We start from the raw sequence: 14,611 nt of genomic DNA on the forward strand, positions 1-14,611 counted from the left end.
GGATCAATGCCAATGGCCTTCAATGATTGTCGCGGGGCAGGCCCATGGTCTGGGCGATGCGCTGATATTTCTCTGCACCTTCGAGGATCGCGCCCGTATTCATCTGGCCGACGAGGGCGCGCTGGATTTCCTGCCACGGGGTCTGGGAGGCGGGATATTGGAACCCGCCCTCCGCCACCAGCTTCGCCCGGCGCGCCTCCAGTTCCTCGTCGGGAATGAGGACGTTCACCGTGCCGGTGTTGAGGTCCATGCGCACCCGGTCGCCGGTCCGCAGCAGCGCAAGCCCGCCCATCGCCGCCGCTTCGGGCGAGGCGTTGAGGATCGAGGGGCTTCCGCTCGTGCCCGACTGGCGCCCGTCACCGATGCAGGGCAGGGCGGAGATGCCCTCGGTGATCAGATAAGCGGGCGGCCGCATGTTCACGACCTCCGCCGCGCCCGGATAGCCGATGGGGCCAGCGCCGCGCATGAACAGCAGCGTGTCGGGCGTGATGCCAACCGCCGGATCGTCGATGCGGCGGTGATAATCCTCCGGCCCGTCGAACACGACCGCCGGACCTTCAAAGGCATTGGGGTCTTGCGGGTTGGACAGATAACGCTGGCGGAACTCCTCGGAGATCACGCTGGTCTTCATCACCGCCGCGTCGAACAGGTTGCCCGAGAGGACGAGGAAGCCCGCCTCTTCCTTGAGCGGCTGGCCGAAGGGACGGATGACCTTCTCATCCTCGATCTCCACGCCCTTGCAATTCTCGCTTATGGTCCTGCCGTTGACCGTCATCGCGCCCTCGCGGATCAGTCCTTGCCCGATAAGCTGGCTGACCACGGCGGGCACGCCACCGGCACGATAATAATCCTCGCCCAGATATTCGCCCGCAGGCTGGAGGTTCACCAGCAGCGGCACCTTATGCCCGACCGTCTCCCAATCCTTGAGCGGCAGGTCGACGCCGACATGGCGCGCAATGGCGGCGAGGTGGATCGGCGCATTGGTCGATCCGCCAATGGCCGAGTTCACCACAATGGCGTTATGGAAGGCGTCCAGCGTCAATATGTCGGAGGGTTTGAGATCTTCCGCCACCATCTCGACAATGCGTTTGCCGGTCCGATAGGCGACCTCCTGCCGGTCGCGATAGGGCGCCGGGATCGCCGCCGATCCGGGCAGCATCATGCCCAGCGCTTCGGCCAGCGAGTTCATCGTCGTCGCCGTGCCCATGGTGTTGCAATAGCCGGTCGAGGGCGCCGAGGACGCCACCAGTTTGATGAAGCCCTCATCGTCGATCTTGCCCGCCGCCAGCAATTGCCGCGCATGCCATACGATCGTGCCCGAACCCGTCCGCTCGCCCTTGTGCCAGCCGTTCAGCATCGGCCCCACCGACAAAGCGATGGCCGGGATGTTGACAGTAGCCGCCGCCATCAGCAGCGCGGGCGTCGTCTTGTCGCAGCCCGTGGTCAGCACCACCCCGTCCAGCGGATAGCCGTAAATCGCCTCGACCAGCCCCAGATAGGCGAGGTTGCGGTCCAGCCCCGCCGTCGGCCGCTTGCCCGTCTCCTGGATCGGATGCACCGGAAATTCCAGCGCGATCCCGCCCATTTCGCGGATGCCTTCGCGAATGCGCTCCGCCAGCACCATATGGTGGCGGTTGCAGGGCGACAGGTCGCTGCCGGTCTGCGCGATACCGATGATCGGCCTGCCGCTGCGCAGTTCTTCGAGCGAAAGGCCGAAATTCAGATAACGCTCCAGATAGAGCGCGGTCATGTCTATATTGTCGGGGTTGTCGAACCAGGCGCGGCTGCGCAACTTATGGGCGGGCTTGGGCGATTCGCTCATGAAAGGGGCATCCTGTCGAAGAAAAGGGCAGATCGAATTCGGGGCACATTGACGCGTTCGCCCCTCCGATATACTCAGACAAATAGAAATTCAAGGATGCTTGGGGCCAAGTGATGAATTTGATGAGCCGCTATGAGGTCATCGGGGACTGGGGCACCAGCCGCCTGCGCCTGTTTCGCGTGGAGCAGGGCCATGTCACCGCCCGTCGCGACGGCCCCGGCATCGGCGCGGTGGGAAAGGAAGCCGAAGCCGCCTTTGCCGCTGTCATCGCCCCCTGGCTGGAGGAAGGCGCGCCCAGAGAGATACGCCTCTGCGGCATGGCCGGCGCTCGCGACGGCTGGGTGGAGGCGCCCTATGCCGATTGCCCCGCTGACGCCGCAGCCTGGCGCGCCGCCGCGGTGCGCTTCGAATGGCGCGGCACGCCGCTCAGCATCATGGCCGGGCTCGCCTGCGTCGGTCCTGACGGCGTGCCCGATGTGATGCGGGGCGAGGAAACGCAGATTTTTGGAGCCATGGCCCGCGAACCGGCATTGCGGCAGGGACGGCACCTCATCGTCCTGCCCGGCACGCACAATAAATGGTCGGTGGTAGAAGATGGCCGCGTCGTCTCCTTCCGCACCATGCCGACGGGGGAGTTGTTCGCCCTGCTGCGGGACCGCTCTACCCTGGGGCCGAAGGTCGACCGGGCCGATCCCGCGCAGGAAGCGGCAGGCTTTGCCGAAGGGCTGGAGCGGGCTGGGGAGGGGCGGCTGCTCGCCTCCCTGTTCGCCGCGCGGGCGATGCGGCTGCGCGGCGGAAGGTCGGAGGATTGGGCGACGGGCTATCTGTCCGGCCTCATCATCGGCTGCGAGATCGCGGAAATCCGCAGCACGTTGGGCGAAGCGGATGACATTCTGTTGATCGGAGATGCCCAGTTATCGGTTCGCTATGCGCAGGCGCTGGGAAGACAGGGGCTGGCCTCGCAAGTGCTGGATGGCGATGCTTGTTCGCTGGCCGGGTTGGGTTTGGTGTGATGGCAGCTTGCGCGGGGATGACGAACTTCGAAAATGTCCGGAAATGGCCAAAACACACCGAACAACCTGCCTCATTGATCGGAGACCCCGCCTATGACCCTCGATGACCTGCTTGCCGCCGGCGCGCCTCCTATCTGCGCGATCCTGCGCGGCCTGAAGCCCGTAGAAGCGCTCGACATGAGCGCCGCGCTGATCGAGGCAGGCATCCGCATTCTGGAAATCCCCTTCAACTCCCCCGAACCGCTTAAGAGCATCGCCGCGATGCAGGCCGAATTTGGCGACCGCGCACTGATCGGCGGCGGTACGGTCCTGTCGGTCGAGGCGGTCCAGAATCTGCACGATGCAGGCGGCCGCATCATGGTGACGCCCAACACCGACCCGCAGGTCATTGCCAGAGGCGCGCATCTCGGCCTGGAGTTGCTTCCCGGCTTCATGACGCCCAGCGAAGCCTTCGCCGCGATCAAGGCGGGCGCTCGCCGCATCAAGCTCTTCCCCGCCGCCAGCCTCGGCCCTGCCTATGTGAAGGCAGTGAAGGATGTGCTGCCCAAACATGTCGGCGTCTGGGCGGTCGGAGGCACGGGCGCCGACACGATCGGGGAATGGCTCGCGGCTGGCTGCGAAGGGATCGGCGTCGGCGGTGCGCTCTATCGCCCCGGCGACAGCGTCGCCGCAGTCAGGGAGCGGGCGGTGGAACTGGTCGCTGCGTGGAGGCGGACGCTCTAACGCATATACTGCTCACCTCACCCCGCATGCCGCACTTCGGCGCGATCCAGCATATCCCGCACCTTCGCGGCCAGCTCGGCATAGGTGAAGGGCTTGGTCAGCAACTCCACCCCCGGATCGAGCCGGCCATGATGGAAGATTGCATTGCGCGCATAGCCGGTCGCGAACAGCACCCTCAGCCCCGGCCGACGCGTCTGCGCCTCCCGCGCTATGTCCGCGCCGGTCATCCCGCCGGGTAGGATGACATCGGTGAACAGCAGGTCGATCGGCTGTGAAGCCCCCTCCAGCGCCTGCAACGCGGCCGGACCATCGGCCGCCTCGATCACCCGATAGCCCAGTTCCTTCAGCACATCGACGGTATAGGCCCGCACCTTCTCATCATCCTCGCACACCAATATCGTTTCGTCGCCGGGACATTCCGGCGCGCAGCGGTCCACCGTGCCGGTGTCATTGTCTGGCAGCGGCCCGTAGAAACGCGGCAGATAAATTTTCACCGTCGTGCCGTGGCCGCTTTCCGAATAGACGCGGAAATGGCCGCCCGACTGCTTGATGAAGCCATAGACCATCGACAGGCCCAGGCCGGTTCCGCGCCCGACCTCCTTGGTGGTGAAAAAGGGTTCGATGGCGTGGCTCAATATTTCTTCGTCCATGCCTGCGCCGGTGTCGGACATGCTGATCAGCACATATTGGCCGGGCGACACCTCCGCTTCCTGCGCAGCATAGTCCGCATCGATATGCGTGTTGGCGACTTCGATGGTCAGCTTGCCGCCGTCCGGCATGGCGTCGCGGGCGTTCACCGCCAGGTTGAGCAACGCGTTTTCCATCTGGTTGACGTCGATCTCGACGGGCCACACCCGGGCGCTCTGGATCGTCTCGATCTCGATGGTCTCGCCCAATGTGCGATTGAGCAGGTCGGACATGCCGCTCACCAGCCGGTTGGGATCGATCCGCTCCGGCGCCAGCGGTTGGCGCCGGGAGAAAGCGAGCAGCCGTTGGGTCAGCAGCGCGGCGCGCTCGGCGCCGCCCATCGCATTGTCCGCCGCCCGGCGCAGCCGCGCCTGATCTTCGCCGCCGATCTTATCCAGCCCGCGCTGCAACAGTTCCAGATTGCCGGTGACGATCTGCAGCAGATTGTTGAAGTCATGCGCCACCCCGCCGGTAAGCTGGCCCAGCGTCTCCATCTTCTGCGCCTGCCGCAGCGCCGCTTCCGCCTCCGCCAAGGCTCTGGCATGGGCGCGTTGCTCCGTCACGTCGCGGGCGACGCAATAAACAAGGTCGTTTTCCGGCACCGCCGTCCAACTGAAATGGCGATAGCTGCCGTCCTTCGCCCGGAACCGATTTTCGAAGCGTACCGTCGGCATGCCCCTGGCCAGGCCGGCCATTTCGCCCTTCGTCTTCTCCAGATCGTCGGGATGTTCCATCCATTCCGACGTGCGCCCGATCAGCTCCTGTTCGCTCCAGCCCAATATGTCCGTCCAGGCCGGGCTGGCGGCCATCCACACGCCGTCCTTGTCCGCGACCAGAAAGGGATCGCGCGCCAGTGCCCACAGCCGGGCGCGGTCGGCCCGCACTTCCTTTTCGGCCAGCACGCGTCTGGTCGTCTCGCTGACGATGCAGAGCGCGCCGCCGATCGACCCGTCCGCCTCGAACACCGGGGAGTAGCTGATGTCGAAAAACACCTGTTCTCCCTGGCCACCGTCGCGCTCGATATAGAAGGGGCGGTCCCTGGCGTGCACGGACTCGCCGCCCTCGACCACCGATCGCAGCAGCGGTTCCAGATCGTCCCACAGTTCCGACCATCCCTCCCGCGCAGGACGGCCCAGCACGCGGGGATGCTTGTCCCCGATGGTGGGCGCATAGGCTTCATTGTAGAGGGCGCAGAGATCGGGGCCCCAGAACAACACGATCTCCGCCCTGGACGACAGCATCAGCCGGACGGTCGACACCAGCGCGGGGGACCATCCCTCCACCGGACCCAGCGGAGACCCGGCGTCGATGCGCGCGGTCAGGGCGCCCATAGTGCCCTGCGCGGCGATCATGCCCGCAATGCCCTGCGCGCCGCTCATCTTATCCTCGATCAGCTTTCCCATGAGGCGAGATACGCCTGTCCGACGGTTTGTATCCGTTGATGCACAAGGCGTTATGACCTTTTGTCCTTCGGTTCCTGTTGTTCTTGCAACCGGCCGGACAAGCGAGCATGGATCGGCACCATGACCGCGTTGACTCTGACCCGCCCCGCCGTCGCCATCCCACGCCCCGCGCCGATCGCGCGCTGGTTGCTGACGGTCGCCGCCCTCGTCTTTTGCATGGTCGTCGTCGGCGGCATCACACGCCTGACCGAATCCGGCCTGTCGATCACCCAATGGAAGCCGATTACCGGCGCCATCCCGCCGCTGACCCATGACCAGTGGATGGAGGCGTTTCGCGATTATCAGCAGATTCCCGAATATCAGCAGTTGCGGCAGGGCATGACTCTGGGCGATTTCCAGTTCATCTTCTTCTGGGAATGGGTGCACCGGCTGCTCGGGCGGTTGATCGGCGTGGCTTTCGCGCTGCCGCTGATCTGGTTCGCGTGGAAGCGGGCGATCCCGCAGGGCTATGGACCGCGCCTGCTGGCGCTACTGGCGCTGGGCGGTCTGCAGGGCGCGATCGGCTGGTGGATGGTGAAGTCGGGCCTGTCGGTGCGCACCGATGTCAGCCACTACCGGCTGGCGGTGCATCTGCTGACGGCGCTGTTCATCATGGGCGGGCTGATCTGGACCGCGCTGGACCTGTTGACGCGCTCGCGCACGCCCTTTGCGAAACCGGCGATGCTGCACCCCTTCGCGATCGCCGCGCTGGTGGCGCTGCTGGTGCAGTTGATGTTCGGCGCGTTCACGGCGGGGCTGGATGCGGGCTATGTTTCCAGCACCTGGCCGCTGATGAACGACCATCTCGTGCCGCAAGGAATCCAGTGGCTCGGCTCGCTCTGGGCGACGCTGTCCAGCGATCCCTATCTGGTGCATTTCATCCATCGCTGGTGGGCCTGGGTCGCTGCGTTCATGCTGGTCATGCTGGCCCGCATGGCCAAGCAGGCTGGGGAGCGCGGCCCCTCCATCGCGATCAACGCGGCGGTCGGCACGCAGGTCGCGCTTGGCATCGCCACCGTCATCAGCGGCATCGCGTTGCCGCTGGCCGTGCTGCACCAGGCGGTCGGCGCGCTGGTGGTCGCATCGGCCACCTGGGGCGCCCATGCGCTTGGGGAACGCCGGGGATGAGCGCCGTCGCGCTCGTCTACACGCTGTTCGGCTCGCGCGAGGCCGCGACCCGCATCGCGCGGCAGTTGGTCGAGGAACGGCTGGCGGCCTGCGCGAACCTGCTGGGGGAGGCGACCTCCTTCTAAGAATGGAACGGCGCGATGGAGGAGGCGGCCGAGGTGCCGGTCCTCTTCAAGACCGCGCCGTCCCGCCGCGATGCGCTGATGGCGCGCCTTGCCGAACTGCATGATTATGAGGTTCCCGCGATCCTCGCCTTGCCGGTGGAGGCCGCCGATAGCGCCTTCGCCCGGTGGGTGGGAGATCAGTTCAACAAGTGACAGGTATTATTTTACCCGTCAGCAATCCCGCCGAATCTCTTGACTTGGCGCGTCTCACCCGTCATTAGCGCGCATCTTCCGAAAGCCGGTGACGGTGATCGGTGACTAATTTCAACTGGAGTATTGGCACCATGAAGGCGCTGATGAAGACCACCAAGCCGGCAACCCCGGCCACGGTCGAAAAGAAGTGGATTTTGATCGACGCGGAAGGCCTCGTCGTCGGCCGCCTCGCCTCGACCGTCGCGAATATCCTGCGCGGCAAGCACAAGACGAGCTTCACGCCCCATGTCGATTGCGGTGACAATGTCATCATTGTCAATGCGGGCAAGGTGAAGTTCACCGGCCGCAAGCTGACCGACAAGGTCTATTACAAGCACACCGGCTATGCCGGCGGCATCAAGGAAACCACCCCCCAGAAGATCCTGGAAGGCCGTTTCCCCGAGCGCGTGCTTGAAAAGGCCGTCGAGCGCATGATCCCCCGTGGCCCGCTGGGCCGCCAGCAGATGCGCAACCTGCGCATTTTCGCCGGCGCCGAGCATCCCCACGAAGCGCAGAACCCCGAAGTGCTCGATTTCGCGTCGCGCAACCGCAAGAACAAGGTGGGTGCATAATGTCCGATAACCGCCAGTCTCTGTCCGACCTCGCGTCGCTGACCGCCAACGCCCCGGCTCCTGCCGCTGTCGAGACCGTCGCTGCCGATGCGCCGATCGCTCCGGTCCAGCCTTCGGCTCCGCTGCGTGCCCAGGAAATCGACAGCCTCGGCCGCGCCTATGCGACCGGCCGTCGTAAGGACGCCGTCGCCCGCGTCTGGGTGAAGCCCGGCACCGGCAAGATTACGGTCAACGGCCGCGATCAGGAAATCTATTTCGCCCGCCCGACCCTGCGTCTGGTGATCAACCAGCCCTTCGGCGTCACCGAGCGCGAAGGTCAGTATGACGTGATCGCCACCGTCAAGGGCGGCGGTCTGTCGGGCCAGGCCGGTGCTGTGAAGCACGGCATCGCCCAGGCTCTGTCGAAGTATGAGCCGGCGCTGCGCAGCGCGGTCAAGGCCGAAGGCTTCCTGACCCGCGACAGCCGCGCCGTCGAGCGTAAGAAGTACGGCAAGGCCAAGGCCCGCCGCAGCTTCCAGTTCTCGAAGCGCTGATCGGTTCGATCGGAACGAAATTGGGGAAGGGCCGGTTTTCCGGCCCTTTTCTTTTTGTGCGCAAAAGGCCGATTTCGGCCATTAGCTGCCATTGAGCGCATACGTGTTCCTGCCTTCGCAGGAACACGATGCGCTTCAAGAAAAGCAGCGCGAAGCAGACCGTCTCCTATCTACCCAAAGCCACCATTTCGCGTCCGCACCAATGGCAACCTTCCGCCCCCTTCCTTTGTTGACCCGGTAACAGCAACAGACAGGAGAAACCCCATGGGCGAACTGACCGACAAGGCAAAGGCCGCAGGCAACAAGGCGGCCGGCGCCGTCAAGGAAGCCGTAGGCCGCAACCGGCGCGATCCCGATCTGGTGGCGGAAGGCCAGGCCCAGAAGGGCAAGGGCACCGTTCAGGACATCAAGGGTTCGGTGAAAGGCGCCCTGGGCGACAAGATCTGACCCGCCGCCGCAGACATCATGAAAGGCCTCGCCCTTGGGCGGGGTCTTTACTGTATCATCACCCTGATACGCCCCTTGCCGCCCGCTTCCTTTCATGCTCCTGTTTGGCGCAGCAAGGGAGAACTCTATGTATAATCGGCGGACCATGTTGGCGGGCGCCACGGCATCGCTGGTCCTTTCCACGCGACTCATCGCACAAACGTTGCCGCCGCAGGGCTTCGCGACCCCGGCGGGCACTTCGCCTTTCACCCCGGATGTGTTTCGCGAACGCCGCCGCCGCGTCATGGAATTGCTGAAAGACGGTGTCGCCGTCGTTTATGGCGCCGGGCCGGTAGAAAGCGCCGCCGCCGTCGCACCGCCCTTCGTGCAGGACGGGGACTTTGCCTGGCTGACCGGCATCGTCGATGAACCCGGCGCGATTCTCGTCATGGCGCCCGCCGAGCGGACGATCAAGGAATGGCTGCTACTCCCCTCGCGCGATCCGGAGGCGGAGCGTTGGGAGGTCGAACGCCTGCCTTTGGGCACGGAACTGGAGCGGCGCACCTGCTTTCCCCGGGTGTCGCGCACCGGCGGTCTGGGAAGCCTCGTCACCACCCTGGCCGAACGATCCAAGACGCTGCATTTCCTTGGCCCTATCGTCAGCGCATCCGCGCCGGTGCCCCAGGCGCTGGAGCTTTACGGCAAGGTGATGCAGCGCGTGCCGGGCGTTTCGCTCAAGGATGAGAGCGGCCTGCTGCCTTCGCTGCGCATCGTCAAGGAACCGCGCGAACTCGACCTGATGCGCAGGGCGACGGCGGCAACGGCGCGCGGCCATATCGCCGCGATGAAGCAGGTACGGCCCGGCATGACCGAAAGGCAGCTCAAGGCCATATTGGAGGATGCTTTCCGCGCCGGGGGAGGAGAGGGGTTGGCCTATGACAGCATCGTCGCCACTGGGCGCAACGCGGCTTCGCTGCATTATACCGGCGGCAGCGGGGTCATCGGACCCAATGACTTGATCCTGATCGACGCGGCTGCTTCGGTCGGTGGCTATGCCTGCGACGTGACGCGGACCTTCCCCGCCAGCGGCAAGTTTAGTGCTGAACAGCGCGCATCCTATGAACTGGTACTCGCCGCTCAGGCCGCTGCCGTGGCCAAGCTCAAGGCCGGGGTCTATTATGAGGATCTGGTGGAGGCCGCGAAAGATGTCTTCCGCAAGGCCGGGCGGGTCGACGATTTCACCCATGGCCTCGGTCATTTGGTCGGCCTTGATGTCCATGACGTGGGCGACATGTCCAAGCCGCTGCCGGCGGGCGCGGTCATTACCGTGGAACCGGGCCTTTATGTCCAATCCGCCAATTATGGCATTCGGATCGAGGATCTCTATCTGATCACGCCGACCGGATCGCAGCGCCTGAGCGAAGGCATCTCCCGAACCGTCGAGGAAATCGAAACGGCGATGGCGCGTTAATCCTCCTCGGGCGTCGCCAGATAATCGCGCACATCGCGCCGCAATTCCCCGGCGCAGAGGTAGAGCGCGATCACATTGGGGATCGCCATCAGGAAGAAGCTGCTGTCGACAATGCCGACCACCCGGCCGAGGTCGATGGCCGCCGCCGGGGGTAGGGCGATGATATAGAGAATCTTGTAGCTCCACTGCGCCTTGGGTCCGTTGCCGAACAGATAGCCCCAGGCCTGCAAGCCATAGAAGCCCCAGGCGACCAGCGTCGAATAAGCGAACAGCACCACGACCACCGCCAGCAGCCATGGGAAGGAGGGTGACACCTGCGCGAAGGCGGCGGAGGTAATGGCGATCCCTTCCAGCCCCGATTTCCATGTGCCCGCGACCACCAGCGCCAGCCCGCCCATGGCGCAGACGATCATCGTGCCGAGCAACGGTTCGAGCAGCGCGACCAGCCCCTCGGACACCGGATGCCGCGCCCGCGCCAGGCTATGCGCCATGACCGCCGATCCCACGCCCGCCTCGCTCGCGAACACTGCGCGCCGCATTCCCGAAACGAACGCGCCCACGGCGCCGCCGGTCGCGGCCTGTCCGCTCCAGGCGCCTTGCCAGATTTCCGCCAGCGCTGCCGGGATGGCGGCGGCATGCAGGATCAGCACCGTCGCCACGCCGATCAGATAGACCGCGACCTTGAGCGGCGTCAGCCTCTTCGCCACTTCGCCCAGCCACGCCGCGCCGCCCAAAGTCACCAGCGCCACCGCGCCCGCGAGGATCGTGCCATAGGCCCAGCCATTGCTGAAGCCCGTCACCACTTTCACCTGCGCGAAGCTCTGGTTGACCTGCACCATGGGAATCGCCCCGAACAGAGCGAAAAAGGCGTAAAGCCCGCCCAATAGCAGCCCGATCTTCGGCCAGCCCCGCGCCGCGCCCACGGCTTTGAGCACATACATCGGCCCGCCATGCACATGGCCCCGGCTGTCGAAGGTGCGATATTTGAGGCCCAGCGTGACTTCGGCCATCTTCACCGTCATTGCGAACCAGCCGATGATGAACATCCAGAGGATCGCGCCCGGCCCGCCCATCGTCAGCGCCACCGCCACCCCCGCGATATTGCCCAGGCCGATCGTGCCGGACAGCGCCGTCGACAGCGCCCCCCATTGGCTGACGTCGCCCTTCGCTTCGCCCTCATGCGGTTGGGTCTTGAGGATGCGCAGCGCCCTGCCGATCGCGGTTAGATTGGGGAAGCCCAGCCAGACGGTGAAGAACAGCATCGGCAGAGCCAGATAGAGCACGATCAGTTCGATCTGCGTCCCCAGCACCGGCACTTTGAAGAAGACCGCGCCGGAAAGGGCGTCGACCGCTGCATTGAATCCGTCCATTTGCAAGGAGATGGCTCCTCCTTGCTGGAAAGTCGAACAAAGATTGCTATGGGAATGATAAGAGGTTTCACCGCATGGGCGGGCAGGGATTATGAGCAGAAAATATTTCGGCACGGACGGCATTCGCGGACGCACCAACCAATGGCCGATGACCGCCGAACTGGCGATGAAGGTCGGCATGGCGGCGGGCAAGCATTTCCAGCGCGGCACCCATCGCCATCGCGTCGTCATCGGCAAGGATACGCGCCTGTCGGGCTATATGGTGGAAAATGCGCTGGTCGCGGGCTTCACCGCCGTCGGCATGGATGTGGTGCAGTTCGGGCCGATCCCGACTCCGGCGGTGGCGCTGCTCGCCCATTCGATGCGCGCCGATCTGGGCGTGATGATCTCGGCCAGTCACAACCCCTATTTCGATAATGGCATCAAGCTGTTTGGACCGGATGGCTATAAGCTGTCGGATGAGGATGAGCTGAAGATCGAGGCGATGCTAAGCCAAGATATTCCGCTTGCCGCGTCGCAGGAAATCGGCCGCGCCCGCCGCGTGGAGGACGCGCGGGGCCGCTATATCCATGCCGTCAAATCCAGCTTCCCTGCCGATCTTCGGCTGGATGGCCTCAAGATCGTGGTCGATTGCGCCAATGGGGCGGCTTATCAGGTCGCGCCCTCGGCCCTCTGGGAATTGGGGGCGGAGGTGGTGGCGATCGGCGTCACGCCCAATGGCATCAATATCAACGACCAGTGCGGATCGACCGCGCCGCTGCTGTTGCAGGAAACTGTGGTATCGGCGGGCGCTGATATCGGCATTGCGCTGGATGGCGATGCCGACCGGCTGATCGTGGTGGATGAACATGGCGCGATCGTCGACGGCGACCAGATCATGGCGCTGATCGCGGGCAATTTCGCGAAGGCGGGGATGCTGCGCGGCGGCGGGCTGGTGGCGACGGTGATGTCGAACCTGGGGCTGGAGCGCTTCCTCACCGGGCAGGGCATGGCGCTGGAGCGGACCAAGGTGGGCGACCGCTATGTGCTGGAGCGGATGCGCGAGGGCGGCTTCAATGTCGGCGGCGAGCAGTCAGGGCATATGATCCTTTCCGACTATGCGACGACCGGCGACGGCACCGTGGCGGCGTTGCAGGTGCTGGCGGCGCTGGTGCGATCGGGCAAGCCTGCCAGCGAAGTGCTGCACCAGTTCGATCCCGTGCCGCAATTGCTCAAGAATGTCCGCTTCTCCGGCGGCAAGCCGCTGGAGCATGAGGATGTGAAGCGGGTGATCGCCCAGGCTGAGGCGGAGTTGAACGGGTGCGGGCGACTGGTGATCCGGCCTTCGGGCACGGAGCCGGTGATCCGCGTGATGGCCGAGGGAGACCGGGAGGAGCAGGTCAAGGATGTGGTAGAGCGCATCTGCGATGCCGTGGCGAAGGCGGCTGCCTGATGCTGGAATTGCGGCCCGATTGCGAGCGTTGCGGGACGGAACTGCCCGCCGACGAGCCGGGGGCATTTATCTGTTCCTTCGAATGCACCTTCTGCGCGCCCTGTGCGGAAGCGTTGGATGATCGCTGTCCGAATTGCGGCGGGGAATTGATGGACCGGCCGACCCGGACCGGCGATGCGCTCAAACGCCATCCGGCTTCGACGGAGCGGCATTTCAAGGCATGACTTCCGCCCGTATCCTCATCATTGCCGGGTCCGACAGCGGGGGAGGCGCGGGCATCCAGGCGGATATCCGTACTGTGACGCTGCTCCGCGGCCATGCCATGACCGCGATCACCGCGATCACCGCGCAGAACACGCTGGGCGTGCAGGGCGTTCATGCTGTGCCGACCGGCATGGTGCTCCAGCAGATGGAGAGCGTCATCAGCGATATCGGGATCGATGCGGTGAAGATCGGCATGATCGGATCGGCGGAAACGGCTGCGGCGGTGGCGGAGCGGCTGGCCGCGCTGGAGGGCGTGCCGATCGTTTTCGATCCGGTCATGGTGGCTACCAGCGGCTCCGCGCTGGCGGATGAAGCGATCATCGCGGCTTTCGAAAGGCTGATGGCGCTGGCCACGCTGGTCACGCCGAATATTCCGGAGCTGGAGGCGTTGGGCGGGGAGGAGATCGCGATCCGCTTTGCAACCCATGTGTTGGCTAAGGGCGGCCATGGCGAGGGGCCGATGCTGACGGACCGGCTGATCGGGCCGCAGGGTCTGCGCAAGGCGTGGAGCAATGCGCGGATCGACACGCTGCACACCCATGGCACCGGCTGCACTTTGGCCAGCGCGATAGCGACCGGGCTGGGGCAGGGCTTGGACCTGGTCGACGCCATCGAACGCGGGCGCAAATATGTGCGGGAGGCGCTCGCCCTCGCACCGGGACTAGGGCAGGGACATGGGCCGATGGGCGCGCCTTTCGGGTTTTACGACCATGCCTGATTTTTCCCATGAGCTGCTGCATTGTCCGGGGCTGGTTGCCGGGGTGGACGAGGCAGGGCGCGGCCCGCTGGCCGGACCCGTCGTGGCGGCGGCGGTGATCCTGCGGCAGGAGGATTGCCCGGAAGGCCTCAACGACAGCAAGCAACTCAGCGCCGCCAGACGGGGAGTTCTGGAGGGAGAGATCAAGGCGCGGGCGCTGTGTTGGGGGTTGGGTGTCGCTTCGGTCGAGGAGATTGACAGCCTCAACATCCTCTGGGCGACCATGCTGGCGATGACGCGGGCGGTCGAGGCCTTGACCCAGGATTGCGCGCATGTGCTGGTGGACGGCAATCGCTGCCCGCAATGGCGCTGGGCATCGACGGCGGTGGTCGAGGGTGACGCCAAATGTCTGTCGATCGCGGCGGCCTCCATCCTGGCGAAAGAAGCACGCGACCGGATGATGATCGAGGCGGCGGCGGTGCATCCCCATTATGGTTGGGAAAGCAACAAGGGCTATGGCAGCGCCAAGCATCTGGCGGCGCTGCGCGAACATGGGCCGACGCCGCTGCACCGCAGGAGCTTCGCGCCGGTCGCGCAATTGAGCTTGCTGTAGGATCGTCCCAGTCTGAACCTGGGTGGGTCGATCAGGGGCTGGCGCTGGCGCGTCTTGTGGTT

General features: G+C 65.0%; 14 protein-coding genes and 1 pseudogene. 12 read left to right on the top strand and 3 right to left on the bottom strand.

Features of this window, described 5'->3' with window-relative positions; all coding sequences use genetic code 11:
• Positions 1-19 precede the first annotated feature (19 nt).
• The gene (locus tag VVT58_RS00735; RefSeq protein ID WP_327752005.1) at positions 20-1,822 is read right to left on the bottom strand and encodes an IlvD/Edd family dehydratase; all 1,803 of its coding nucleotides are present in this window, start codon (positions 1,820-1,822) and stop codon (positions 20-22) included.
• Between the two features lie 122 nt (positions 1,823-1,944).
• On the opposite strand from VVT58_RS00735, the gene VVT58_RS00740 reads away from it, so the two are divergent.
• Both VVT58_RS00740 and VVT58_RS00745 read left to right on the top strand, forming a co-directional pair.
• Positions 1,945-2,835, top strand: coding sequence for a 2-dehydro-3-deoxygalactonokinase (locus VVT58_RS00740; protein ID WP_327752059.1), 891 nt, complete (start codon positions 1,945-1,947; stop codon positions 2,833-2,835).
• Positions 2,836-2,928: 93 nt separating this feature from the next.
• Positions 2,929-3,558, top strand: coding sequence for a 2-dehydro-3-deoxy-6-phosphogalactonate aldolase (locus VVT58_RS00745; RefSeq protein ID WP_327752003.1), 630 nt, complete (start codon positions 2,929-2,931; stop codon positions 3,556-3,558).
• A gap of 17 nt (positions 3,559-3,575) precedes the next feature.
• Here the strand turns inward: VVT58_RS00745 and VVT58_RS00750 are convergent, their stop codons facing one another.
• A complete protein-coding gene (locus VVT58_RS00750) occupies positions 3,576-5,648 on the bottom strand; it encodes a PAS domain-containing protein (protein ID WP_327752001.1) in 2,073 nt (690 codons plus the stop codon).
• A gap of 120 nt (positions 5,649-5,768) precedes the next feature.
• Between VVT58_RS00750 and VVT58_RS00755 the strand changes: the two genes are divergently transcribed.
• The 6 genes and pseudogenes from VVT58_RS00755 to VVT58_RS00780 all read left to right on the top strand — a co-directional run bounded on the left by VVT58_RS00755 (position 5,769) and on the right by VVT58_RS00780 (position 10,173).
• Entirely contained in the window at positions 5,769-6,815 is a 1,047-nt protein-coding gene (locus tag VVT58_RS00755) for a COX15/CtaA family protein (protein ID WP_327752000.1), read from the top strand.
• A pseudogene (cutA, locus tag VVT58_RS00760) lies at positions 6,812-7,132 on the top strand (divalent-cation tolerance protein CutA). The gene VVT58_RS00755 and the pseudogene cutA overlap by 4 nt, the downstream one beginning before the upstream one ends.
• A 131-nt stretch (positions 7,133-7,263) precedes the next feature.
• Positions 7,264-7,743 carry a 50S ribosomal protein L13 gene (gene rplM, locus VVT58_RS00765; protein ID WP_082748648.1) on the top strand — a complete coding sequence of 160 codons (480 nt, stop codon included), beginning with the start codon at positions 7,264-7,266 and terminating at the stop codon, positions 7,741-7,743.
• Positions 7,743-8,276 (top strand): 30S ribosomal protein S9, encoded by a 534-nt coding sequence (gene rpsI / locus VVT58_RS00770; protein ID WP_327751997.1) that lies wholly within the window; start codon positions 7,743-7,745, stop codon positions 8,274-8,276. Before rplM ends, rpsI begins: the two co-directional genes overlap by 1 nt.
• Before the next feature lie 264 nt (positions 8,277-8,540).
• Entirely contained in the window at positions 8,541-8,723 is a 183-nt protein-coding gene (locus VVT58_RS00775) for a general stress protein CsbD (protein WP_066559486.1), read from the top strand.
• Positions 8,724-8,850: 127 nt separating this feature from the next.
• Positions 8,851-10,173, top strand: a complete 1,323-nt coding sequence (locus VVT58_RS00780) for a Xaa-Pro aminopeptidase (protein ID WP_327751994.1) — start codon at positions 8,851-8,853, stop codon at positions 10,171-10,173.
• On the opposite strand, the gene VVT58_RS00785 is transcribed toward VVT58_RS00780, so the two are convergent.
• On the bottom strand, positions 10,170-11,543 hold the full coding sequence (locus VVT58_RS00785) for an amino acid carrier protein (protein WP_327751992.1): 1,374 nt from the start codon (positions 11,541-11,543) through the stop codon (positions 10,170-10,172). The two genes, VVT58_RS00780 and VVT58_RS00785, sit on opposite strands and share 4 nt — an antisense overlap.
• Positions 11,544-11,634: 91 nt before the next feature.
• Here VVT58_RS00785 and glmM point away from each other — a divergent pair, with 91 nt between their 5' ends.
• The 4 genes from glmM to VVT58_RS00805 are packed head-to-tail and all read left to right on the top strand — an operon-like array spanning position 11,635 to position 14,549.
• Positions 11,635-12,975 carry a phosphoglucosamine mutase gene (glmM, locus tag VVT58_RS00790; RefSeq protein ID WP_327751989.1) on the top strand — a complete coding sequence of 447 codons (1,341 nt, stop codon included), beginning with the start codon at positions 11,635-11,637 and terminating at the stop codon, positions 12,973-12,975.
• Positions 12,975-13,199: a DUF1272 domain-containing protein gene (locus tag VVT58_RS00795; RefSeq protein ID WP_327751986.1), complete on the top strand. Its 225-nt coding sequence runs from the start codon at positions 12,975-12,977 to the stop codon at positions 13,197-13,199. The genes glmM and VVT58_RS00795 overlap by 1 nt, the downstream gene beginning before the upstream one ends.
• Positions 13,196-13,957 carry a bifunctional hydroxymethylpyrimidine kinase/phosphomethylpyrimidine kinase gene (thiD, locus tag VVT58_RS00800; protein ID WP_327751983.1) on the top strand — a complete coding sequence of 254 codons (762 nt, stop codon included), beginning with the start codon at positions 13,196-13,198 and terminating at the stop codon, positions 13,955-13,957. Before VVT58_RS00795 ends, thiD begins: the two co-directional genes overlap by 4 nt.
• Positions 13,950-14,549 (top strand): ribonuclease HII, encoded by a 600-nt coding sequence (locus VVT58_RS00805; RefSeq protein ID WP_327751982.1) that lies wholly within the window; start codon positions 13,950-13,952, stop codon positions 14,547-14,549. The genes thiD and VVT58_RS00805 overlap by 8 nt, the downstream gene beginning before the upstream one ends.
• Positions 14,550-14,611 lie beyond the last annotated feature (62 nt).

The sequence above is a fragment of the Sphingobium sp. SJ10-10 genome, assembly GCF_036038995.2.
Taxonomy (GTDB): domain Bacteria; phylum Pseudomonadota; class Alphaproteobacteria; order Sphingomonadales; family Sphingomonadaceae; genus Sphingobium.

What these genes read in the sequence shown, in the direction of transcription:
- VVT58_RS00735 (WP_327752005.1), bottom strand. Translation starts at nt 1,822, where the DNA reads ATGAGCGAATCGCCCAAGCCCGCCCATAAGTTGCGCAGCCGCGCCTGG.
- VVT58_RS00740 (WP_327752059.1), top strand. Translation starts at nt 1,945, where the DNA reads ATGAGCCGCTATGAGGTCATCGGGGACTGGGGCACCAGCCGCCTGCGC.
- VVT58_RS00745 (WP_327752003.1), top strand. Translation starts at nt 2,929, where the DNA reads ATGACCCTCGATGACCTGCTTGCCGCCGGCGCGCCTCCTATCTGCGCG.
- VVT58_RS00750 (WP_327752001.1), bottom strand. Translation starts at nt 5,648, where the DNA reads ATGGGAAAGCTGATCGAGGATAAGATGAGCGGCGCGCAGGGCATTGCG.
- VVT58_RS00755 (WP_327752000.1), top strand. Translation starts at nt 5,769, where the DNA reads ATGACCGCGTTGACTCTGACCCGCCCCGCCGTCGCCATCCCACGCCCC.
- rplM (WP_082748648.1), top strand. Translation starts at nt 7,264, where the DNA reads ATGAAGGCGCTGATGAAGACCACCAAGCCGGCAACCCCGGCCACGGTC.
- rpsI (WP_327751997.1), top strand. Translation starts at nt 7,743, where the DNA reads ATGTCCGATAACCGCCAGTCTCTGTCCGACCTCGCGTCGCTGACCGCC.
- VVT58_RS00775 (WP_066559486.1), top strand. Translation starts at nt 8,541, where the DNA reads ATGGGCGAACTGACCGACAAGGCAAAGGCCGCAGGCAACAAGGCGGCC.
- VVT58_RS00780 (WP_327751994.1), top strand. Translation starts at nt 8,851, where the DNA reads ATGTATAATCGGCGGACCATGTTGGCGGGCGCCACGGCATCGCTGGTC.
- VVT58_RS00785 (WP_327751992.1), bottom strand. Translation starts at nt 11,543, where the DNA reads ATGGACGGATTCAATGCAGCGGTCGACGCCCTTTCCGGCGCGGTCTTC.
- glmM (WP_327751989.1), top strand. Translation starts at nt 11,635, where the DNA reads ATGAGCAGAAAATATTTCGGCACGGACGGCATTCGCGGACGCACCAAC.
- VVT58_RS00795 (WP_327751986.1), top strand. Translation starts at nt 12,975, where the DNA reads ATGCTGGAATTGCGGCCCGATTGCGAGCGTTGCGGGACGGAACTGCCC.
- thiD (WP_327751983.1), top strand. Translation starts at nt 13,196, where the DNA reads ATGACTTCCGCCCGTATCCTCATCATTGCCGGGTCCGACAGCGGGGGA.
- VVT58_RS00805 (WP_327751982.1), top strand. Translation starts at nt 13,950, where the DNA reads ATGCCTGATTTTTCCCATGAGCTGCTGCATTGTCCGGGGCTGGTTGCC.